The organism is Novosphingobium sp. UBA1939 (assembly GCF_002336885.1).
In the GTDB taxonomy this organism is placed as follows: Bacteria; Pseudomonadota; Alphaproteobacteria; order Sphingomonadales; family Sphingomonadaceae; genus Novosphingobium.
Window position 1 is genome coordinate 1 of sequence record NZ_DDFB01000028.1, and the last position, 19807, is coordinate 19807.

Consider the following 19807-nt stretch of genomic DNA (forward strand, 5'->3'; position numbering starts at 1 on the left):
AGGCCGGCGAAGCTCTCGAAGACGATCCGCGCCAGACTGTTCCAGTTGCCGATGATGTAGGCGAAGATGCCGACGAACAGCGTCTTCTTGACGAGGCGGGCAACGATGTCGTCGCCTTCGCCCCACGTCCAGAACAGCGCCGCCAGGGTTACGTCGATGACGATCAGCGTCGTGGCGATGAACGCCACCTCGCCGCCGAGCAGGCCGAACCCGCTGTCGATGTAGCGGGTGAACACATCCAGAAAGCGATCGACGACGCCGGTGCCGCCCATGTCAGTTCTCCTGTGGGGCCGCGCCATCGGCGATGCGCGCGGCGGGACGCGCACCAGGCGCGAGGAAGCGGCGGCGATTTTCCGCCCATGCGCGAAGGCAATCGGGATCGCTGGCGCCGGAAGCCCCAAGCGACTGACAACGGCGTAGCTCGATCAGCAGCGGGTCCGTCGCCGGGGTTTCGGCGACGGACACCGGCGTCTCGCGGATCGGCTCCGGCACGCGCGCCATTTCGATCGCGGTCATCGTGATCGCGATCGCGACGAAGATGATCGCGCCGATCCGAGCGAGGTGTTTGCTGCCCATGACGGTCAGTCGTGGAACATGCGCGTGTTGCCCGGCTGATAGCCGGTGGACGGCGTCAGGAAGCGCTGACGCCGCTCGCGGCCCTCCGCTTCGGCCGCCGTGCGGCGAGCAGAATCCAATGCCTGCGCCCGGCCCTGTGCCGCGACCAGAGCGGTGAGGTCGGCGAGCTGCTGCGATTGCAGGGCGAGAAGCTGGTTGCCGGCCTGCGCTGCCTGGAGAGCGCCGGTCGCGGACTGGCTCGACGAAACCAGCCCGTTCATCGCCGTGCGTGCGCCGTCGATATTGCCCACGACGCCGGCCTGAACGCGCAGCGCGTCCTCGAACGCGCCGACGCTGTCCTCCCAGCGCGCATTGGCGTTGGCGATCATCTGCGCGTGGGTGCCGGTGAGCGCGGCGCCCTTGTAGCGCCCGTTGAACGCCTGCTGGACGTTTTGCACGTCGTAGGCGATCCGCTGCGCCTCGCCGAGAAGCTGCTGGGTGCGCTGCACTTGCTGTTGGAGCTGCTGGAGCGAACTGAAAGGCAGCGAGGCGAGATTGCGCGCCTCGTTGGTGAGGCTCGTCGCTGCTTGCTGGATTTGCTGAATCTGGTTGTTGATCTGCTGGAGCGACCGAGCCGCCGTCAGCACATTTTGGGCGTAGTTCGTCGGGTCATAGACGATGCCGCCGAACTGGGCGTGGGCCGGCGTCGCGGCAGTGATCCCGATCATGCTCGACGTGGCGATCGCACCGGCCAGCATGGCGCGGCGCAGGAGGGAGGTTTTCATGGGGTCATGTCCTTCAAGGCAAGGGGGAGCTGGCCGGTAACTTCCCGGCCTCCGGCCAGCGGATCGGGTTCGGGTTCGGGAAGAAGCTCGACCGCCCAGGCGCAGCCGCGGTGGCGCAGCCATTCAGCGGCGAAGGCGGATGCGCCGTGCGCCTCCACCAGTTCCGCGATCCGGCGCTGATCGGTCTTGGAAGACGCGGCGGCGAAGGCCAGCGCGACCTCGCCCAGCCCCAGCTCGAACAGGCGGTTGCCGCGCCGCGACTGGCAGTAGTAGTCGCGCTTGGGCGTTGCCCGGCTGAGGATTTCGATCTGGCGGGCGTTGAGCCCGAACCGCTCGTAGATCACCGCGATCTGCGGTTCGACCGCGCGTTCGTTCGGCAGGAATATCCGTGTCGGGCAGCTCTCGACGATGGCCGGCGCGATCGTGCTGCCCTCGATCTGCGCGAGCGATTGGGTGGCGAAGATGACGCTGGCGTTCTTCTTACGCAGCGTCACCAGCCATTCCGAAAGCTGCTTGGCGAACGCGGGCGATCCCAGCGCCAGCCAACCTTCGTCGATGATGATGAGCGTCGGGCTTCCGTCGAGCCGCCCCGCGATGCGGTGAAACAGGTAGGACAGGACGGCGGGCGCCGCACCGCTTTCCATCAAGCCTTCGGTCTCGAACACCTGAACGGTGGCCTCACCAAGCCGCTCGGTCTCTGCGTCGAGCAGCCGGCCCCATGCGCCGCCGACGCACCAGGGCGCGAGCGCCTGCTTGAGCTGCTGGCTCTGGAGCAGCACGGCGAGCCCCGTCAGAGTCCGTTCCGCGATCGGCGCGGTGGCGAGCGATGTCAGCGCCGACCAGATATGCTCCTTGGCCTGCGGATCGACGGTCACATTCTCGGATGCGAGGATCGCCGCCAGCCATTCGGCGGCCCAGGCGCGTTCTTCGGGCGAGTCGATATGGGCGAGCGGCTGGAGTTGAACGCCGTCCCCGGCCTCGTCGGCGAGCATCCCGCCGAGATCTTGCCAGTCGCCGCCCATGCCGATCGCGGCGGCGCGGATGCTGCCGCCGAAGTCGAAGGCGAAGACCTGCGTGTTCTCGTAGCGGCGGAACTGCATCGCCATGAGCGCCAGCAGCACCGATTTGCCGGAGCCGGTCGGCCCGACGATGAGGGTGTGACCGACATCGCCGACGTGAAGGGAAAACCGGANNCGGTCTTGCCGTAAAGCAAGGGGGGAGCGCCGAAATGCTCGTCCCGCTCCGGCCCCGCCCATACTGCTGACAGGGGGATCAGGTGGGCGAGATTGATGGTGGAGATCGGGGGCTGGCGGACGTTGGCGTAAGTGTGGCCAGGGAGGCTTCCCAGCCATGCCTCGATCGCGTTCATACCCTCGGGGATGACGGTGAAGTCGCGGCCCTGAATGACCTTCTCGACCAGCCGCAGCTTCTCGGCGGCAATGGCGGGATCGCGGTCCCACACCGTCACGCTGGCGGTGACATAGGCCATGCCGGCGTAGTCGGCGCCTAGCTCCTGCAAGGCGGTGTCGGCGTCGGCCGCTTTGTTCGAGGCGTCGCTGTCGAGCAGCGTCGATGCCTCGTTGGTCATCACTTCCTTGAGGATCGCTGCAACGCTTTTGCGCTTGGCGAACCATTGGCGGCGGATGCGGGTCAGCAGCTTCGTCGCATCGGTCTTGTCGAGCATCATCGCGCGGGTCGACCAGCGATACTCGAAGGCGAGCCGGTTCAGCTCGTCGAGCAGGCCGGGGAATGTGACGCTCGGGAATCCCGTGATCGTCAGCGTCCGTAGATGATGGTCGCCCAGGCGCGGCTCCAGACCGCCCGTCAGCGGCTCATCGGCCAGCAGCGCGTCGAGGTGCATCGGCGTCTCGGGCACACGCACACGTTGGCGGCGCGTCGAGATCGTCGAATGGAGGTAAGTCAGCGTCTCGGCGTCATCGAGCCAGCGGACCTCGGGCACGAAACCTTCGACGAGATTGAGCACGCGGTCGCTGCGGTCGGTGAAGCCCTTGAGCAGCTCCCACGGATCGACGCCGGCTGTGGACCGGCCCTCGTAGAGCCAGCCTTCGGCCCGCGCGGCCTCTTCCGGGGGCGGCATCCACAGCAGGGTCAGATAATAGGCGCTCTCGAAATGCGCGCCTTCCTCGCGGAACTGTTCGCGCCGTTCCATATCGACCAGCGCCGACACGGGATCGGGAAAATCATCCTCGGGATAATCGAGCGCGGGGGTGCGCTGCGCCTCGACGAAGATCGCCCAGCCCGAACCGAGCCGGCGAAGCGAATTGTTGAGCCGCGAGGTGGTCGCCACCAGTTCGGCTGGCGTCGCGCTGTCCAGATCGGGGCCGCGGAATCGGGCGGTGCGCTGGAACGACCCGTCCTTGTTGAGCACGACGCCTTCACCGACCAGCGCCGCCCAGGGCAGGAAGTCGGCGAGATGCGCCGCCTTGTTGCGATATTCGCTGAGGCTCATCATGGCCGCATCCAGCTCGGGTAACGGAGGTGGCGGCGGGCCACGTCCACGAATTGCGGATCGCGGCGGGCGGCCCAGACGGACAGCGCATGGCCGATGGCCCAGATGACCAGCCCGGCGATCCAGAGGCGTAGGCCGAGGCCGATCGCGCCCGCCAGCGTCCCGTTGACGATGGCGAGCGAGCGCGGGGCCCCGCCGAGCAGGATCGGCTCGGTCAGCGCCCGGTGGACGGGGGCATAGAAACCCGCGATCGGCGAGCCAAAGGACTCCGGGCTCTCCATCAGACCAGCGCCCCGCCGCCGAAGCTGAAGAACGACAGGAAGAAGGAGCTGGCCGCGAACGCGATCGACAGGCCGAACACGATCTGGATCAACCGACGGAAGCCGCCGCTCGTATCGCCGAACGCCAAAGTCAGGCCGGTCACGATGATGATGATAACCGCGACGATTTTCGCCACCGGCCCCTCGATGGATTCGAGGATGCTTTGCAGCGGGGCTTCCCACGGCATCGACGAACCGCCGGCGTAGGCAGGAACGGACATGCTCAGCGCGATAACGCTGGCGGTGGCGGCAAGCATGGCGCGGCGTGCGCCATGCCGAAGGACATGGATCATGGCAGGTCTCCGGGTTGGGGGGTGGTCAGCGGCGTGAGGCGGTAGTCGCCGGTGGCGGGATCGAGTCCCTCGACGCGGGCCAGCTCGGCGAGGCGGCGGCCGTGTCCGTCGCGGACCAGCACGGCGATGATGTCGATGGTCTCGGCGAGCAGCGCGCGAGGGACCGTCACGACGGCCTCCTGAATGAGCTGTTCCATGCGCCGCAGCGCGCCGAGCGCGGTGCCGGCGTGGATCGTCCCGATGCCGCCGGGATGTCCGGTGCCCCAGGCTTTGAGCAGGTCGAGCGCCTCCGCGCCGCGCACCTCGCCGATAGGGATGCGGTCAGGCCGCAGGCGGAGCGAGGAGCGAACGAGATCGGACAGCGAGACGACGCCATCCTTGGTCCGCATGGCGACGAGGTTGGGCGCGGCGCATTGCAGCTCGCGCGTGTCTTCGATCAGGACGATCCGGTCAGTGGTCTTGGCGACTTCGGCGAGCAGCGCATTGACGAGCGTGGTCTTGCCACTGCCGGTCCCGCCCGCGACGAGGATATTGGCGCGGGCTTCGACACCCTGACGCAGCGCCATCGCCGCGTCCGGTCGCATGATCCCGGCCGCCGCATAATCATCGAGCGTGAAGACGGCGACGGCGGGCTTGCGGATCGCGAAGGCCGGCGCGGTGACGACGGGCGGCAGCAGCCCCTCGAACCGCTCACCGCCTTCGGGCAGCTCGGCCGAGACGCGCGGAGACCGGGCATGAACCTCGACGCCGACGTGGTGCGCGACCAGGCGAACGATGCGCTCGCCGTCCGCCGCCGCCAGCGACAAACCCGTGTCGCTGACCCCTTCGCCGAGCCGATCGAGCCAGAGCCGGCCATCGGGGTTCAGCATCACTTCGATGACGGCGGGGTCGTCCAACCACGCGGCGATCGAATTCCCAAGCGCCGTGCGCAGCATCCGCGCGCCGCGTGATCTCGCCTCGGATTGGGTTGGCTGGACGGTCAAGACTTGGCCCCTGCAATGGACCGGGCGAACCGCCGCCCGGCGTCAGGAGCACATCAAGAGAGCCAGAAATTCAGCCGCTGCAACAGTTAGGTTGCGGCGTAGTAAAGGCGGCGGCAGAAACTTGCAGAAGGCGAGGAAGGTATAGTTCGCCTTGTTGATCATCAGGGAGAGTTCATGCGAATCGCAAGTGGTCAGTTTGGGAGAATCTCCCCCGCAAAATTTGCGGATAAGGTCGAGTTAGCGATGGGCTGGATCGTGGTCCGCCACAGTCATCTCAGTTCGAAATCAGACAGGAGAGCAACGCACGGCCATTGGGTCGCTATCACGTCCGGAAAGCACCGCATCTATCGGATCATCAGATATTCGGTGAATCTGCCCGCCGACAAAGTTGTCGTGGATTGGGCTGGCTGGATCGATTTGCAGGGACGCACCGAGGACGAACAGCCGGAACTGGATTTGACGATCCGGCGGGCCAAGTTTTGGGAATTGGCAGTCATTCCTTTCAAGCACATCGACCCCGGCTATCGCCTATCGGCATGGCTCGGAGGAATCTCGCTTGCGCTCGGCGTGCTATCGCTGGTTCTGTCCATCGTGCTGTCATCCTGAGGCGCAATATCCCGTCCGATTTCGTCGAGCAGGCTCTTGCCGCTGGCATAGCGCCGACCGAGCGTTTCGATGAAACCTTCGTAGCGCTTCCGGCCCTTCACCTGTGCGGCCGCCTGATCCTCGTCGGGGAGCGGCGGTGTCACGGACAGCCAGAACCGCACGAACAGCGCCAGCGCCTCGGTCGAAAGGCCGGTATTCCGCTCCAACCGCTGCACTTGGCGCGACAGCCGGTCGAGCCGGCGAGCGAACGCCGCCTCCATGCGATCGGCGCCATCCGGCGACAGATAGGAAGCCACTGCCGCCTCGACGATCGCCGATCGCGAGATACGTCGCCGGATCGCTAGCTCGTCGACCTGCTTGGCGAGCGTGGGCGGGAAATAGACATTGAGTCGGACGCGCATGATCGCAGCCTACAGCTCGATACCGTCGCCGGGGTCGAGCGACGCCTGCCGCGCAATACCTTGCATCCGGCGTCGCACGGCTGCCTGCCGCGCGTCGTCGTCGGGCTCATCGTCCACGATCGAAAACTCCTGCGCGGGCGGCGGCGTCTCGGGCGCTATGGCGACATGCTCGGGCAGTTCGGGCTCGCGGCGCAGCCCGCCATTCGCGACGTCCTCCTGGGCGCGAACAATCCGCGCCACATCGGCGGGATCGACGATGGCTGTGCGCCCCGTCCAGTCATCGGGACGGACCTCCCGATGCTGCGACGCGATCGGATCGGGCGGCGGCAAGATTCGTTCGGCGAGCCGGGGATCGATGTAATAGGCCGCCTTCTTCGCGCGGATCGGATGGACGCCCGACACCATGACGATTTCTTCATCGGGCGGGAGCTGCATGACCTCGCCCTGAGTCAAAAGTTGACGGGCGGTTTCGGAGCGCGACACCATCAGATGTCCGAGCCAGGGCGAAAGCCTGTGCCCGGCATAGTTCTTCATCGCCCGCATCTCGGTCTTGGTGCCGAGCGCCTTCGACACGCGCTCTCCCGTCCGCTCGTTGTTCGTCGCGAAGCTCACCCGGACGTGGCAGTTATCGAGGATCGCGTTGTCCTGCCCATAGGCTTTCTCAATCTGATTCAGCGACTGCGCGATCAGGAAGGATTTCAGCCCATAGCCGGCCATGAACGCCAGCGCGCTCTCGAAAAAATCGAGCCTCCCCAGCGCCGGGAACTCGTCGAGCATCAGGAGCAGGCGGTGACGCTTCGCGCCGCTCGGCAGTTCCTCCGTCAACCGTCGCCCGATCTGGTTGAGCATCAGACGGATCAGCGGTTTGGTCCGCGAGATGTCGCTGGGGGGAATGACGAAGTAGAGCGTCGTCGGCTGTTCGCCTGCGATCAGATCCATGACGCGCCAGTGGCAGGCGCGCGTGACCTGGGCGACCACGGGATCGCGATATAGCCCGAGGAACGACATGGCGGTGCTGAGTACCCCCGATCGCTCGTTGTCGGATTTGTTCAGCAGTTCGCGCGCCGCGCTGGCGACGACCGGATGCACCCCGGCTTCGCCCAGATGCGGCGTCGCCATCATCGCCGCCAGCGTCTGCTCGATTGTGCGCGATGGATCGGAGAGAAACGAGGCCACGCCGGCCAGCGTCTTGTCCGGCTCGGCGTAGAGGACGTGGAGGATCGCGCCGACCAGCAACGAATGCGAGGTCTTCTCCCAGTGATTGCGGCGCTCGAGACTGCCTTCGGGATCGACCAGCACATCGGCGACATTCTGTACGTCGCGCACTTCCCGTTCACCGCGGCGAACTTCCAGCAGCGGATTATAGGCATCCGATGCGGCGTTGGTCGGGTCGAACAACAGGATACGGCCATGCTTCGCACGAAAGCCGGCGGTCAATGTCCAGTTCTCGCCCTTGATGTCGTGGACGATCGCCGACGCCGGCCAGGTCAAAAGCGAGGGCACCACGAGGCCGACGCCCTTGCCGCTTCGGGTCGGGGCGTAGCATAGCACATGCTCGGGGCCGTCGTGGCGGAGATAGGCGCGGCCCAGCTTTCCAATCACAACGCCGTCGCCGCCGAGCAGTCCGGCCGCGCGCACCTCCTCCTCGGTCGCCCAGCGCGCCGAGCCATAGGTCTCGGCGTTCCTCGCCTCGCGCGCCCGCCAGACCGACATGGCGATGGCGACAGCGATGGACCCGAACCCACCCGACGCGGCGATGAACGCGCCGGTCTGGAAGATGTCGGGCGCATAGGCGTCGAAACTAAACCACCACCAGAAAAAGGCGTATGGCGGATAGACGGGCCAGCCGAGCGCCACGAACCAGGGTTCACCAAGCTCGGGCTGATACGCCAACGCCGTTGCCGTCCATTGCGTCGCGCTCCAGATCGCGGTCAGCACGATAAAGAACACCGCGATGATCTGGCCCCACAGGATTTTGGTAGCAGGCATGGAATGTCTCCTTGTTCAGATGCCGAGGCCGCGCTTGCGGCCCACCATCAGGTCGAGCCCGCCGCCGTCGCGGACGATGCCGGACACCTGACGGCCGAGTTGCTGTTCGAGGGCGCTGGCCCAAGGCACGAGGCGGAAGCCCAATCCGTTGTCGATCATGGCGAAGCGACCCGACGCGAGGGCAAGGCGCTGGCGGACGACGCCCGCAACCTTCTCGCCGGCCTGCGTGGGCCGGTAAGCCAGGCCGGTTTCTCCGGCGATCTTCGCCCCGACCGCATCCAGCTCGCGGCGGCGCAGCGTGTCGATCAGCCCGCGCTCGAACACGGTGCGTTCGCCATAGCGGCGCGCCAGCCCCTCGCGGACGAGATGATCGGTTCGGGCATTCATCGCCCGGCGCACCTCGGCGCCGAACCCGGCGTCTCCAACGCCGGCGCCGCGCTCGATCAGCCGATGATCGAGCCAGGTCGCGCCGGGGGCCTTCACCTGCGCGGATAGGTCCAGGTCCGACCGCGTGGCGAGGATCAGGGTCGGCTTGGCCTCGCCCGCCTTGCCGATCGCGCGCAACTCGACGATCCCGCCGAGCGCCGGGCTTTGTTCCAGCGCCTCGATCCCCGGTAGCCGGACATGGTGGGTGCGGCCGTCCGTGCCGTCGATCACGGCATAGGCCGCGCCGGTAAGTTCATCGTGCAATCCCTTGTCGATCAACCGGCCGGCGATCGGCTTCTCAGGTGCGCCGCTCACGACGGCATAGCTGTCGAGCGGTCGATCCTGTCCCTGATCCTTGAGGGCCTGGCCGATCGTGCGGATGATGTCACCGCGCGCGGCGAGCTCGCGCAGCCTGGATTGCGCGCCTTCGGCCACCGCCCATTGGCCTGGCTCTCCCTCGGCGGCGAGGCCCATCGTCTCCAGATGCTGCAACCGTCCGACCATCAAGCGGCGGAGCTGCGGATCGTTCAGGCCGGGCCGTTCGGGGCGCAGGTCGATCACGCCCAGCTCGTCGGCCGCGCGGCCAATCTCGGTGTCGAGCCGGGTCCAACGCTCGGCCGTCACCTCGCGGTCGAGCGCCCGGCTGATTTCATGCTCGGGCTTCGGCCCCAGCTCGGCGAAGGCCAGTTCCTCGGCGCGAGAACGCAGACCGTGGCTGATATAGTCGCGCGCCATGACGAGATCCGCGCCCTGGTCGGTGACGCCGCGCACGAGCAGATGGACGTGCGGATTGTCAGTGTTCCAGTGATCGACCGCGATCCAATCGAGCCGCGTCCCCAGGTCCGCCTCCATCTGGCGCACGAGATCGCGGGTGTATTCGCGAAGATCGGTGAGGTCGGCGGCGTCCTCGGGCGAAACGATGATGCGGAAATGATGCCGGTCGTCCTTGCAGCGTTCGGCGAACCCGCGATCGTCGGCGCGATCGGACTCGGCGTCGAACATGCGTGTCGGCGAGCCGTCGCGGGTCACGCCTTCGCGCTTCAGATAAGCGATGTGCGCAGACAACGGCGCCATGCGCCGGCCGCTGATGCGATGACGGACGGGGAGCGCCTTCACCAGCACGCGCCGGCCCGAGCCGAACAGGCGACTGCGTGCGAAAGCTGTGCGGCCCTTGCCGAAGCTCGATTGGCCGCGCCGACGCGATCCGCCCCAGCCGCCACGCTGGCCCCCGCCGCTCATCGCGGCGACGCGCAGCACCTCGGCGACCAGGCCCCGCGCGTTACGGCTTCCCGCCGAGCTGCGCTTGGCCTTGCCGGGCCGGACGCGGAACTCGCGATCCTCGCTCATGGCCGGGCCGTTTTCCGCCGAAAATGGCCGATGGTGCCATTGGAGGCGTTGATTTGACTGGCTTTTCCCTTCCGCGCGGCACGCGCGCCGACCGACGCCCCCATGTGAAGCCACGGAAAAGCCTCGGCATTTCGGCGAAACGGGGTGCGGCTTGTATCTTGCCCTCGCACCTCCCCCCTGTTTCCTGCCCTCCCGATCGCTTCCCTGAATCCGGTGGACCATCTGAACCGAGGGGAAATCATTGCGGTCGGCCCGCGCGGGCGCGGGGGACGAACAGCGTGTCCGCCTGCGTTTCCGGCGACGAAGGAACAGCACTTCCTTGCGCTTCGGTAGGGCGTGCCGCGACTGATCCTGGCGCATCGGACGTGTCGTCCGATTGCGCGGCAGACGGCGCGGACCCGCTGCCTGTGATGCGGACGAATAGCGCCGCACGACGCCACGCGAAGCGGTCCGGCGGCGCACTCACCGCTGTTTCGACCGCTCCCGGCGCGCCGACTACGGCCGTGAACTGGGCGAGGTAGCCGACCGTCTCGGCGGGCAGCGGACGGCCGCGCGACAAATAGTCGTCGTAGCGCCCCGGTCCCGCATTATAGGCCGCCAGCATCGCGCTCGCGTTGCCGTAGCGGTCGTGCATCTCGCGCAGATAGGCCGCGCCCGCCATGATGTTGTCGCGCACGTCGAACGGATCGGGACCGAGACCGTAACGGGCGCGCATCGAGCCCCAAGTCGCGGGCATGATCTGCATCAGTCCCATCGCGCCAGCCCGCGAGACGGCGCGCGAATTGCCCCGGCTTTCGACGCGCATGACCGCCCATATCCACGCCTCGGGAATCCCGAACCGCCGCGCGGCGTCGGCGACATGACCGGCATAGGGATGTGCTGCGGCCGGGGCGGCAACGGGCGCTTCTTGCGCCCAGGCCGTTCCCGGTGCAGCGCCACCGGACAGCAGGACGGCGGCAATCAATATGACCGATCCGACTCCGCTTCGCCGCCAGCCTGCCAGCGTGCTCTCTGCGGTAAAGGGTTCGCGCCAAGCGCCGGCCTTTGGCCGCCCTTGACCTCCGCTGCGCGCGCTGGCCGGCCTTGGGCCGAGCGGGACGAAGGGATGAGACGGCTTTCCCGCGAACAAAGGGATGAACAGGGATCGCACCGGCTCAGTCCTGCTCGCGCGACTTTGGCTGGCGGTTCCAGCGCAGCGACCAGACCGATTTGTCGCCCGTGTTCTGGAACAGCGCGGCGCGGATCGGCTGCGCGAACGCGGGGTCGTCGATGCGCAGCGAGACGTAATCTCCGGCGCGTTCGCCGGTCTCGTTCCAGCCCGCGCCGATCTCCGGGCCTTCGCTATCGCCGCGGTGGACGCGCCAGTCCGGCGCCTTTTCGGCGTCGGTCGGGTCGGCGGGAACGATTGAGATGCGGATGTCGAGCGTCGCTGTCTCGATGATGCCTTCATAGCCGTTGGCGGTGCGGAAAAAGCTGCCGATCTGCATGGGAATGTCCTTTCGTTTGGCGGGTTGGATGCGGGTCAGGGCCGGGCGGCACGCCAGGTCAGCGGCGCTCCGGGGGTGTCTCGGGTGAGGATCGGGATCGCGCGGCCGAGCACGGTCGAGGCCGGCAGCGGCCCGAAATAGCGCCCGTCCAGGCTGTCGGGATGATCGGGATTGAGCAGCAGCAGCTCACCGGCGGCGAGCATGCGGCAACCTTGCCACGCGGGCAGCGGACGGCCGATCCGGTCACGGATCAGGGCGACGGCAACCGCCCGCCCATCCACGCTGATCGTCGCGCCGACCCGGCAAACGCGCTGTCCCGCCTTGGCCGCGACATGCTTTAACAGCGGCACGTCGCGGCCGAGATAGCCGCGCTCTGCCATCCAGCGGCCGAGCCGCTCGGGCGGCGCGACGGCGACAAGCGGGCCAACGGGCGGATCGCTGTCGGGCCGTATGCGGTAAAGGCCGAGGGGCGCGCTCGCACTGGCGTTCCAGATGACGCGCGGAAGCGGATCGGTGAGCGCGATGGCAGCGAACGATAGGACGAACGCTGAGGCGACGGAGGCTGTCGCGCGGAGATAGAAGCGGCGCGTCATCCCTCGATCTCCCGGCGCTTGAGCCAGGCGCGATGACGCTCCAGCGTGTAGGAGCGCGGGGCTTGTCCGGCGGCGATGCGGTTGTGGACGTGCCGCCAATGGTCGGGCGCGGCGTCGCAGGGATCGACGCCGGCCGCTTCAGTCGCGTCGATCGCTGCGAGAACCTGACTCACTTTGGGCCAGCCCTCGATCTTGAGCAGGATGTCGCCGCCGGGCCGCACGAACGGCAACGTCGTGAACGGCTCGTCCGCGCCGACCGCGCGCAGGATGTCGATGCGCGAGATAACCGTGCCGTAGTCGTTCGCCGCCCAGCGGACGAACGCGAAGATCGCGCCGGGCCGGAAGCGGACGATGCGGCGGCGGCGATCGACGATCTCGTCCACGGCGACGCGGCCGAACCTGATCCAGTGCTCGATCCGCTTCTCGATCCAGGTCAGTTCAACACGAGTCATGCCGTCATCGGACGGCACGCGGTGACGCATGGGTGACGGAGGGACGCTCATCGCCGACTCCGGGCGATGGCCGAGTCCGCGCGCGGCATGAGGTCGTCCTGGCCCGGATCGGAGGTCGAATGCTTGGTGCCGATGTCGGCCCAGGCCCGCAGGTCATCGACCGAATAGACGACGCGACCGCCGATCCGGCGGTAGGCGGGGCCGGTGCCGAAATAGCGGTGCTTCTCAAGGGTCCGGCCGGAGAGGCCGAGAAAGCGCGCGGCTTCCGGTGTGCGCAGGAAGCGGGGCGGCAGGTTGGTGGGCGTATCGGACAAGTGATGGCTCCTGCGGGCGGTGGCGGCAGGAGGCGTAAATGACAGGCTGGAAGCGAACGGGTGGGGTATGAAGATGTGCGGCTGCGCGGATGCGACCACCCCTCGCAAAGGCTACAGAGGATCAGGAATCAGCGGATGCGTAAGAGCTTGCGGTAATCGCCATTGACGAAGGCGGTCGCGTCGCGGACCAGGCGCACGACGAACGAACGTGAAGCCGACATCTTCCAGTCGCTCGCCGATAATCGGGTCGCATCGTCGCGCCCCAGCTCGGCTGCGATCTCGCGGTAAGTCGCGCCGGCGCTTCGCAGGTCGAACGCACGAAGCATCAGGTCGAGCCGCATAAGCCGGTAGGCGGTGAGCGGCCAGCCGCGCGGCAATGGCCCCGGCGCGCGCCCGAGCAGACGGCGGTGGAAACGCAGCAGGCTCGCGATGCGCGTGATGAAATCCTTGTCGAGCGGGATGACGGCGGCCAGCGGCTGGCCGGGCGTCACCGCGCGGAGCCAAAGCCGATGCTCGCCCGCTGCGTCGGCCACGATGACATGGCGTCCGTCGATCCCGGCATGGTCGGCAAGCAGCGCGCCGAGCGCGCGCGGATCGGCCGGGGCCGCGGTCTCAAATTCCTCCGGTGCTGCGTCCAGAATGACCGTGACGGCGGTCAATTCCGGACGCCAGGCGACCGGCTCTGACAGGTCATCCGGCGCCGTCGCGAAAGGACAACCCCCAGCGCCGTGCGAACGCCGCCTCGGCGGCGTTCCTCGCGACGGCGCCGCTGGCGATGCTGTGCTGCATCTGCGCATGTTCGGCGCGATAGGTGTGGTTCCTTCGCAGGAATTCGGCAGCGAGATCAGCGCGCCCGAGCGCGCCGGATAGACCGTCGGCGCGCCGCTGGCGACGCCTCGGGGGCGTCGGCATGGCATCCTCCCATGTGCGTATCGCACATACTTCAAGGATGTCATGATGACGTCGCAATCGCCCCCAGATAGCGCAAAGGTTGCGCACAACCATGCCTGTCGCGCGGCGGGATCGGCGGCTTAATCGTCACCAAATCGGACGAAATATTAACGATTTAACGGCGGCTCCGCACCAAGCAGATGCGCATATCCGACCTCGGTCATCCACCTTGCGCGCGCGAGGTGGCTGGCGTGCATGACCTTCGCCCGTTCGGGCTCGATCGCGGCATCGATGCCGAAGATCGTCGCGGCAACGTCGCGCCAGTTGGCGCCTTCGGCATCGGCATCGAGCAGGCGCAGATAGTCCCGCGCATGACTCTCGTCATAGGCCGTGACCTTCGCCGAATCCGGCACGCGATCTTTGAATCGGCATGTGCTCATGGCGCCCGTCCCCATTTGCCAATCTAGTCGAAATACATCGCTGGGCTACGCGCAAGTCCTGCATCGTTGAATGCACCGATCGCAGCGATGACACGCGCCGATCAACGGATACACCTTATATGGGATAAACCGAATAAGGTGTATCGTCCAGTTTGCCGCGCATGGACATGCGGCGCCTCGTGGGATTGAACTTTGCCAGGCTGAGAAAGGAGAAGGGCTTTACCCAGGAGCGCTTTGCCGAAACATCCGGCTTTACTCAACAATATGTCAGCGATCTGGAACGCGGCCGACGCAATCCGACCGTCGTCACCTTGTTTCACCTGGCCTCGGCACTTGGCGCAACGCCGGCCGAACTGGTCGCCGAGACCGACATCTCCGAGACCGACTAACCTTCATCTGCATTGCGAGCCGGGCGTCAGCCCGGCGAGCGCGATTGCGACCGCGCGGATCTTGGGACGCGCGGTCGCCACCGATCCGCCGTGGCGGATCGGCGCGAAATGGTGGAACCGCAGGACCGGTGTTCCGGCCCTGCGGCGGCGAGCGGTCAAGCCGCCTTGAGGCGCTGCATTCCCTCGGCCAAGGTCCAGAGGGCGCGATTGAGCGTCACATTCTGATCGATGCCGTTGATCGCGCGGGTCTGCGCGCGGCGGATGCGGCCCTCGGCATTGCGCTTGCGGCCCTGCAACCCACCCCGAATGACATTCTCCTGTATCACATTGAACGTGGCCCACAGACTGTCGCTCACATCCTCGCGGCGGCGGGGCTCGATGATCTGTTCGGGACGCAGCGGGCTTTCGTCCTCGCCATAGCGAGCGACAAGGCTGACCTCACCGAGCAAGCGTCGCTCGTCCTCGGACAGCCGGATCGCCTTCATCGACTCGCTGGCGTTGATCAGCCGGGGGAAGTCCTCGGCAACGGTGTAAACGCCCTCGATAATGTCGTGCTCGATATTGCCCTTGTGCGGCACGCGGACTTCCTCGAACCGCTCGCCCGCGATCATGCTGTTGGTGCAGACGAAGCGCAGCATTCCGGCGAACATCTGATAGGCGCTGGTCCCGTCATGGCTGTTGACGATGATGACTTCGGCAGCCTCCGGCTTGCCGATACCGTCGTCACGGCGCAGGCGCAGCATGTGCTTGGCGTGGCCGTGGCGGCTGCCGTCGCGCGGCACGGACTGCACGGCGAAGAACGGAAACCATCCTTCCCGGCGCAATCCCTCCACGATGTCGATGGTCGGGACATAGACGTAGCGCTCCGACCGGCTGTCGTGCGCCTCGCGGGCAAAGATGGACGGGACGTGGCGATAGAGCGCCTCGTTGTCGAGCGGCTCCCTGCCGCTGATCTGGTGGGCGTTGCGGCCGAACCGGGTGGCAAGCTGATGATACATGGCTGAACTCCTTGGGCTTGGGTTTCCGCGCAGCGGAGCGCCGCGCTGAAACCCTGCCCGTCGGCGAGACCGGGGGTGCAACCGGAGCGGGCGGCTTCGCGGGGAACCGGCTGCACGGAACGCGGTTCGCCGCGTGGAGGAAGCTGGGCGGAAGCCGATCCGAAGGGCGCCAGGGGCAGCGCCCCAAGCACCTCACCACAACGCCGGGCCTCATGGCCCGTCCGCATTGTCAGGGGGGAGACAAACACACGAAGGCGCCCCGCTCCGATGGGAGCGGGGCGCCGTCTCGGGTCAGCGGGACCAGATCATCGCATATTCGCCGGCGGTGTCGGTCTCGCTCAGGGTGGCGTAGATCGGTGCCGGGAAGCTCGGATCGTCCAGCTTGACCGAGATGTAGTCGCGCTTTTCGCGGCTGGTCTTCTGCCATCCCGCGCCGCAGTCGATCGAGCCGACCGCGAGGCGGAAGTCGGGAGACTTGTCGCCTTCTTTTTCGACCGGGCGAAGGGTCGCCTTGGCGTTGAGGGTGAGGGTCTTGATGGTTCCGGCGAAAGAACCGTTGGCCGCTTGGGTGAAGGTGCCGATGGTCGCCATGTCGAAGTTCCTTTCTCTCGCTCGGGCCACGACCGCCGCGGCCTCGATGGCGATCGGTGAAGCGGGGATGATCGGACGCGCACCGCTTGCGGCCGGAGCGCAGCGGAGGATGGCGACGCGCGGCTTTTTTTGATGATGTGGACGCCCCACCCAGCCGGACATTTATGGCAGGTTGGGCAAAGCCTCTTTTCGAGCAGGAGCTTTGTATGTCTACATTTCTTACGGTCGGATTCGATATCGCAAAGAACGTCTTTCAGGCCCACGTGGTCGACTCGGAGGGCAAGGTAGTAAATCGCAAGAAGATACGCCGGGATGAGGTGGTGCCGTTCTTTGCAGGCCTTCCGCCTTGCCTCGTCGGCATCGAGGCGTGCTCCACCGCGCATCATTGGGCGCGCCAGCTCGAAGAGCTTGGGCATGAGGTGAAGTTGATGCCGCCGGTCTATGTGAAGCCGTATCTGAAGCGCGGGAAGAACGACGCGCTCGATGCCGAGGCGATCTGCGAAGCCGTCACGCGGCCGACGATGCGCTTCGTTCCGGTCAAGACGGTCGAGCAGCAGGAGGCCCTCATGCTGCACAAGACGCGGATGATGCTGGTCAAGCACCGGACGATGATCGTCAACGCGCTGAGGGCGCACATGGCCGAGCTGGGCATCATCGTACCCAAGGGGATCAAGCGGCTGCCCGAGCTGATCGAGCGTGTTCATGGTTCACGGTCGGCCGAGACGATCCCGGCCTATGCCCGTGCGGTGGTCGCGGTGCACATCGGCCAGCTCGAAGCGCTTGAAGAGCAGATCGCGACGCTCGATGCCGAGATGCTCGCCTGGCATCGCGCCAACGAGGACAGCCGCCGGCTCGCCACGATCCCCGGTATCGGCTTGGTGACGGCGACGGCGCTGGCCGCCACAATCAACGATGCCGCGCAGTTCGACTCCGGTCGCGGCATGGCGGCATGGCTCGGGCTGACGCCACGACAGAGCTCGTCCGGCAACAAGGAGCGGCTCGGCAGGATCACCAAGGCCGGCAACAAATATCTGCGCACCCTGCTGGTGGTCGGTTCGACCGCGATCATTCGATCGGCACGGATTAACTGCCCGGGACCGCTCCTCGACTGGGTGCGCGGGCTGCTGGAGAAGAAGCCGGCGAGGCTCGTCACCGTAGCGCTGGCCAACAAGCTGGCGCGCATCGCGTGGGCGGTGCTCATGCGCAAGCGCGCCTTCAGCAACAGCATCGTGACGCCGGCGCCGGCCGCGATCTGATCGCCTTTCGAGGCTGAGCCTCACAACAGTTCGGGAGGGGGCACCAGAGAGTATGATGCAAGTCGGTCAATCCGCTGGATCAGGACAACCCGTTCGCGAAGCTGCGCCATCCGAGCGCGTTTTTTTGATAGGGACCAGGATCCGCGGACTTCATCAGGGCCCGCGGCCAGATGCGCCGCCTCGCAGAGGCCGGACATATGGAAGCACCCGACCGTTTCTTGCTCCTGCTCGAAAACTGCATCTTCTCCCGATAGGGGCGTCCACATATGTTTCGCGATGCAAAGCCGAAGGCGGCGGAAAAAAGTCGCGCGGCGGCGTTGCGCCAGGCCGAGCAAGGCGAAGCCGGCCCCGGTTAGATCAAGCTAATCGAGAGGCCGCGTGGTCGTGCCGATGAAGAAACGCGATGCATAGACGGATCATCGGCCCTCTCATCGAGGGTGAAGGCTAGCCGGACCTCTGACGAAATCCTCCTATCGCGCGAGCCGACGAATTGAACCGAAAATATGGATGACTGTCCATCTACGCCGCGCGGTAATGGTTGCCTGCTGGCGATGATGAAGCTTCCCGACCATCCAAGAAAATCCGTACTCGTGCATGTCAGGGCGGTGGCGGGTTTGCGGCGTAGTCGTCGAGGACCGCAACAATACGGTCTAGGAGGTCCGCGAATTTGGAAAAGTCGATCTTGTCCTTCTGCGGCTGGACAACTTTCTCGGCAAACCTGGCCTTGCCGTATTTCCCGGCTTCGCCGTGCTTTTTGTTCGGGTCAAACACCTTCCCGTCAATGACGGTTTTTCGAAGGGCGGGTTCGAACAGATCCTCGATGCAACTCGTCCCCTTGGAACCCATCTCCGGCGTCTTGATGAGATAGAGGTTGGGGGCAAGCCGATAGAATGGATCGGTGGAGGTCCGCGAAATGTGGGGGGCGCCGAGATTTTTGGCGACGCTGAAAATATCATTTGCGCCATCGTCATTGTCGATCAGGACGATAACCGGGTTCGGCAAAGGTCGGTGCCGATAGTGCTTGAGGGCATCGGGGTATTTCCGAATGAAGTGCTTCAGATCCCCCGCACCGTTGCCGATCTGAAGCACGTCATGGATTGCGGCGGAGAAATTCATGAACTTGAGCGCGGGCTTGAACTTACCTTTGTCCATTTCGCCGAGCCGGGGTTGGTAGGCGGTGAGCTTCTCTATCGCCGCGCGCAGATAGATGGAATCAGTCTTGCCTTCGGGAATGATGAGCGGCTTCGGAGCCACAACGAAGTTGCGGTAGAAGAGGAAGCGGACATAGAGCTTGCGCGTCGCCGTCGATGTCTCCTCTTTCTTCTTCTCGGCAGCAGGTCGCGTGTCGACCTGATTGCGCACATGGTAGATGTAGCCGAGCATGCCTTGCAGCGGGGCCAGCGAGGAGGCCGGTTCCTGCACGTCGGGATCGCCGGGTTTCCCGCCCGCTAGCGCGGCAGGAACCATACGATAATAGGTTCCACTGTTGAACAGCGACCAGCACATCGCGCGCACGGTGCGATAGTATTCAGGCCGGACGTTCGGCTTCTCGTTGACGAGCAGGCCGGTCGCGACCTGTCGTGACCCGCGATATTGCATCCGAGTCTTGGCCGGATTGACCTCGAAATCCGCCTTTTTGAGTTCCTTGAGCAGCGCTGCGCCCAGCGCCCAGTCGTGCTCCGATCCAGATACCGGAGCGGCAACGTCGGCCGGAAATGCCTTGGCGTTCGTGGAAAAGGTGATGTCATCGGCATAGCGCGAATAGGTGCATTTCTGCGCTTTGGCGAAACGAACCAGCCGAATGTCGAGCAAGTGTCCGACGATATTGGAAATGACCGGCGAGCATGGACTTCCCTGCGGAAGAACATGGTCGTGGCAGGCAATCTGCGCGATAAGCGTCGCCACCTTGGGGTCGAGGGCGAAGCGCTTGTCCTTTATAAAGATGCCGCGCACGCGGCCGAAATTGATCGAGGGGAAGAAGTCCTTGAGATCTAGGTTCAGCACATAACGCCGCCGCTTGTGGACGGCCGCGTTGGTCACGATGGACAGATGCTTGGCGAAGCCATGAGAGAGCTGGCGCCTGGGTGTGCCAGCCTTGTCGATGTCGGCCAGCGCCAGGTAGAGGACGTTGGCGAGACGTCGTTGCAGAAGTTTCAGCTTGGGCGTCGGGGCGAGAATCTGCCGCTGCGTTCCATCCCGCTTTGGAATGGTGAACGCGGTA

Annotated in this window: 24 protein-coding genes and 1 pseudogene; 3 read left to right on the forward strand and 22 right to left on the reverse strand. The window is 65.8% G+C overall.

The window, feature by feature from the left end; all coding sequences use genetic code 11:
• From B3547_RS04795 to trbB, 7 genes and pseudogenes are all read right to left on the reverse strand, one after another.
• A partial coding sequence (locus tag B3547_RS04795) for a type IV secretion system protein (protein WP_292960722.1) occupies nucleotides 1–272 on the reverse strand: 272 nt, incomplete at its 3' end.
• A 1-nt stretch (nucleotide 273) separates the two neighbouring features.
• Nucleotides 274–576, reverse strand: a complete 303-nt coding sequence (gene trbK-alt, locus B3547_RS04800) for a putative entry exclusion protein TrbK-alt (RefSeq protein ID WP_155178558.1) — start codon at nucleotides 574–576, stop codon at nucleotides 274–276.
• Between the two features lie 5 nt (nucleotides 577–581).
• Nucleotides 582–1340 (reverse strand): P-type conjugative transfer protein TrbJ, encoded by a 759-nt coding sequence (gene trbJ, locus B3547_RS04805; RefSeq protein WP_155178557.1) that lies wholly within the window; start codon nucleotides 1338–1340, stop codon nucleotides 582–584.
• Nucleotides 1337–3813 (reverse strand): annotated as a pseudogene (gene trbE / locus B3547_RS04810) (conjugal transfer protein TrbE). Before trbE ends, trbJ begins: the two are co-directional and overlap by 4 nt.
• Nucleotides 3810–4091, reverse strand: coding sequence for a VirB3 family type IV secretion system protein (locus B3547_RS04815; protein WP_155178553.1), 282 nt, complete (start codon nucleotides 4089–4091; stop codon nucleotides 3810–3812). The pseudogene trbE and the gene B3547_RS04815 overlap by 4 nt, the downstream one beginning before the upstream one ends.
• Nucleotides 4091–4423 (reverse strand): TrbC/VirB2 family protein, encoded by a 333-nt coding sequence (locus tag B3547_RS04820; protein ID WP_155178551.1) that lies wholly within the window; start codon nucleotides 4421–4423, stop codon nucleotides 4091–4093. The genes B3547_RS04815 and B3547_RS04820 overlap by 1 nt, the downstream gene beginning before the upstream one ends.
• Nucleotides 4420–5406 carry a P-type conjugative transfer ATPase TrbB gene (gene trbB / locus B3547_RS04825; RefSeq protein ID WP_155178549.1) on the reverse strand — a complete coding sequence of 329 codons (987 nt, stop codon included), beginning with the start codon at nucleotides 5404–5406 and terminating at the stop codon, nucleotides 4420–4422. Before trbB ends, B3547_RS04820 begins: the two co-directional genes overlap by 4 nt.
• A gap of 243 nt (nucleotides 5407–5649) precedes the next feature.
• Between trbB and B3547_RS04830 the strand changes: the two genes are divergently transcribed.
• Nucleotides 5650–6012 (forward strand): hypothetical protein, encoded by a 363-nt coding sequence (locus B3547_RS04830; protein ID WP_292960730.1) that lies wholly within the window; start codon nucleotides 5650–5652, stop codon nucleotides 6010–6012.
• On the opposite strand, the gene B3547_RS04835 is transcribed toward B3547_RS04830, so the two are convergent.
• From B3547_RS04835 to B3547_RS04885, 11 genes are all read right to left on the reverse strand, one after another.
• Nucleotides 5928–6413 (reverse strand): CopG family transcriptional regulator, encoded by a 486-nt coding sequence (locus B3547_RS04835; protein WP_230461249.1) that lies wholly within the window; start codon nucleotides 6411–6413, stop codon nucleotides 5928–5930. The two genes, B3547_RS04830 and B3547_RS04835, sit on opposite strands and share 85 nt — an antisense overlap.
• 9 nt (nucleotides 6414–6422) lie before the next feature.
• Nucleotides 6423–8402: a conjugal transfer protein TraG gene (locus B3547_RS04840; RefSeq protein WP_155178545.1), complete on the reverse strand. Its 1980-nt coding sequence runs from the start codon at nucleotides 8400–8402 to the stop codon at nucleotides 6423–6425.
• A gap of 15 nt (nucleotides 8403–8417) precedes the next feature.
• On the reverse strand, nucleotides 8418–10175 hold the full coding sequence (locus B3547_RS04845; RefSeq protein WP_155178543.1) for a relaxase/mobilization nuclease domain-containing protein: 1758 nt from the start codon (nucleotides 10173–10175) through the stop codon (nucleotides 8418–8420).
• A gap of 238 nt (nucleotides 10176–10413) precedes the next feature.
• Nucleotides 10414–11139 (reverse strand): lytic transglycosylase domain-containing protein, encoded by a 726-nt coding sequence (locus B3547_RS04850; protein ID WP_414690495.1) that lies wholly within the window; start codon nucleotides 11137–11139, stop codon nucleotides 10414–10416.
• Between the two features lie 190 nt (nucleotides 11140–11329).
• Complete coding sequence (locus B3547_RS04855) at nucleotides 11330–11662, reverse strand: DUF736 domain-containing protein (RefSeq protein ID WP_155178539.1); 333 nt, start codon at nucleotides 11660–11662, stop codon at nucleotides 11330–11332.
• Between the two features lie 35 nt (nucleotides 11663–11697).
• Nucleotides 11698–12255: a S26 family signal peptidase gene (locus B3547_RS04860; RefSeq protein ID WP_155178537.1), complete on the reverse strand. Its 558-nt coding sequence runs from the start codon at nucleotides 12253–12255 to the stop codon at nucleotides 11698–11700.
• Complete coding sequence (locus B3547_RS04865; protein WP_155178535.1) at nucleotides 12252–12758, reverse strand: DUF2840 domain-containing protein; 507 nt, start codon at nucleotides 12756–12758, stop codon at nucleotides 12252–12254. The genes B3547_RS04860 and B3547_RS04865 overlap by 4 nt, the downstream gene beginning before the upstream one ends.
• On the reverse strand, nucleotides 12755–13021 hold the full coding sequence (locus tag B3547_RS04870; protein WP_155178533.1) for a helix-turn-helix transcriptional regulator: 267 nt from the start codon (nucleotides 13019–13021) through the stop codon (nucleotides 12755–12757). Before B3547_RS04870 ends, B3547_RS04865 begins: the two co-directional genes overlap by 4 nt.
• Before the next feature lie 128 nt (nucleotides 13022–13149).
• Nucleotides 13150–13680 carry a DUF2285 domain-containing protein gene (locus tag B3547_RS04875; RefSeq protein ID WP_230461248.1) on the reverse strand — a complete coding sequence of 177 codons (531 nt, stop codon included), beginning with the start codon at nucleotides 13678–13680 and terminating at the stop codon, nucleotides 13150–13152.
• Between the two features lie 31 nt (nucleotides 13681–13711).
• Entirely contained in the window at nucleotides 13712–13933 is a 222-nt protein-coding gene (locus B3547_RS04880) for a transcriptional regulator domain-containing protein (protein WP_155178531.1), read from the reverse strand.
• Between the two features lie 146 nt (nucleotides 13934–14079).
• Nucleotides 14080–14325: a DNA -binding domain-containing protein gene (locus B3547_RS04885; protein WP_414690496.1), complete on the reverse strand. Its 246-nt coding sequence runs from the start codon at nucleotides 14323–14325 to the stop codon at nucleotides 14080–14082.
• Between the two features lie 194 nt (nucleotides 14326–14519).
• On the opposite strand from B3547_RS04885, the gene B3547_RS04890 reads away from it, so the two are divergent.
• Complete coding sequence (locus tag B3547_RS04890; protein WP_414690497.1) at nucleotides 14520–14741, forward strand: helix-turn-helix domain-containing protein; 222 nt, start codon at nucleotides 14520–14522, stop codon at nucleotides 14739–14741.
• 3 nt (nucleotides 14742–14744) lie between these two features.
• Here B3547_RS04890 and B3547_RS04895 read toward each other — a convergent pair whose 3' ends face one another.
• The 3 genes from B3547_RS04895 to B3547_RS04905 all read right to left on the reverse strand — a co-directional run bounded on the left by B3547_RS04895 (nucleotide 14745) and on the right by B3547_RS04905 (nucleotide 16330).
• On the reverse strand, nucleotides 14745–14900 hold the full coding sequence (locus B3547_RS04895) for a hypothetical protein (protein ID WP_155178527.1): 156 nt from the start codon (nucleotides 14898–14900) through the stop codon (nucleotides 14745–14747).
• On the reverse strand, nucleotides 14897–15739 hold the full coding sequence (locus B3547_RS04900) for a DUF932 domain-containing protein (protein WP_155178525.1): 843 nt from the start codon (nucleotides 15737–15739) through the stop codon (nucleotides 14897–14899). The genes B3547_RS04895 and B3547_RS04900 overlap by 4 nt, the downstream gene beginning before the upstream one ends.
• A gap of 291 nt (nucleotides 15740–16030) precedes the next feature.
• A complete protein-coding gene (locus B3547_RS04905; RefSeq protein ID WP_155178523.1) occupies nucleotides 16031–16330 on the reverse strand; it encodes a DUF736 domain-containing protein in 300 nt (99 codons plus the stop codon).
• A gap of 206 nt (nucleotides 16331–16536) precedes the next feature.
• Between B3547_RS04905 and B3547_RS04910 the strand changes: the two genes are divergently transcribed.
• On the forward strand, nucleotides 16537–17586 hold the full coding sequence (locus B3547_RS04910) for an IS110 family transposase (protein ID WP_155178521.1): 1050 nt from the start codon (nucleotides 16537–16539) through the stop codon (nucleotides 17584–17586).
• Nucleotides 17587–18183: 597 nt separating this feature from the next.
• Here B3547_RS04910 and B3547_RS04915 read toward each other — a convergent pair.
• On the reverse strand, nucleotides 18184–19794 hold the full coding sequence (locus B3547_RS04915) for a retron Ec67 family RNA-directed DNA polymerase/endonuclease (protein ID WP_155178520.1): 1611 nt from the start codon (nucleotides 19792–19794) through the stop codon (nucleotides 18184–18186).
• Nucleotides 19795–19807: the final 13 nt, after the last annotated feature.

Excerpts from the sequence above, each read along its gene's own strand:
- trbK-alt (WP_155178558.1), bottom strand. The coding sequence starts at position 576 with ATGGGCAGCAAACACCTCGCTCGGATCGGCGCGATCATCTTCGTCGCG.
- trbJ (WP_155178557.1), bottom strand. The coding sequence starts at position 1,340 with ATGAAAACCTCCCTCCTGCGCCGCGCCATGCTGGCCGGTGCGATCGCC.
- B3547_RS04815 (WP_155178553.1), bottom strand. The coding sequence starts at position 4,091 with ATGGAGAGCCCGGAGTCCTTTGGCTCGCCGATCGCGGGTTTCTATGCC.
- B3547_RS04820 (WP_155178551.1), bottom strand. The coding sequence starts at position 4,423 with ATGATCCATGTCCTTCGGCATGGCGCACGCCGCGCCATGCTTGCCGCC.
- B3547_RS04830 (WP_292960730.1), top strand. The coding sequence starts at position 5,650 with ATGGGCTGGATCGTGGTCCGCCACAGTCATCTCAGTTCGAAATCAGAC.
- B3547_RS04835 (WP_230461249.1), bottom strand. The coding sequence starts at position 6,413 with ATGCGCGTCCGACTCAATGTCTATTTCCCGCCCACGCTCGCCAAGCAG.
- B3547_RS04840 (WP_155178545.1), bottom strand. The coding sequence starts at position 8,402 with ATGCCTGCTACCAAAATCCTGTGGGGCCAGATCATCGCGGTGTTCTTT.
- B3547_RS04845 (WP_155178543.1), bottom strand. The coding sequence starts at position 10,175 with ATGAGCGAGGATCGCGAGTTCCGCGTCCGGCCCGGCAAGGCCAAGCGC.
- B3547_RS04855 (WP_155178539.1), bottom strand. The coding sequence starts at position 11,662 with ATGCAGATCGGCAGCTTTTTCCGCACCGCCAACGGCTATGAAGGCATC.
- B3547_RS04860 (WP_155178537.1), bottom strand. The coding sequence starts at position 12,255 with ATGACGCGCCGCTTCTATCTCCGCGCGACAGCCTCCGTCGCCTCAGCG.
- B3547_RS04865 (WP_155178535.1), bottom strand. The coding sequence starts at position 12,758 with ATGAGCGTCCCTCCGTCACCCATGCGTCACCGCGTGCCGTCCGATGAC.
- B3547_RS04880 (WP_155178531.1), bottom strand. The coding sequence starts at position 13,933 with ATGCCGACGCCCCCGAGGCGTCGCCAGCGGCGCGCCGACGGTCTATCC.
- B3547_RS04890 (WP_414690497.1), top strand. The coding sequence starts at position 14,520 with ATGCGGCGCCTCGTGGGATTGAACTTTGCCAGGCTGAGAAAGGAGAAG.
- B3547_RS04900 (WP_155178525.1), bottom strand. The coding sequence starts at position 15,739 with ATGTATCATCAGCTTGCCACCCGGTTCGGCCGCAACGCCCACCAGATC.
- B3547_RS04905 (WP_155178523.1), bottom strand. The coding sequence starts at position 16,330 with ATGGCGACCATCGGCACCTTCACCCAAGCGGCCAACGGTTCTTTCGCC.
- B3547_RS04910 (WP_155178521.1), top strand. The coding sequence starts at position 16,537 with ATGTCTACATTTCTTACGGTCGGATTCGATATCGCAAAGAACGTCTTT.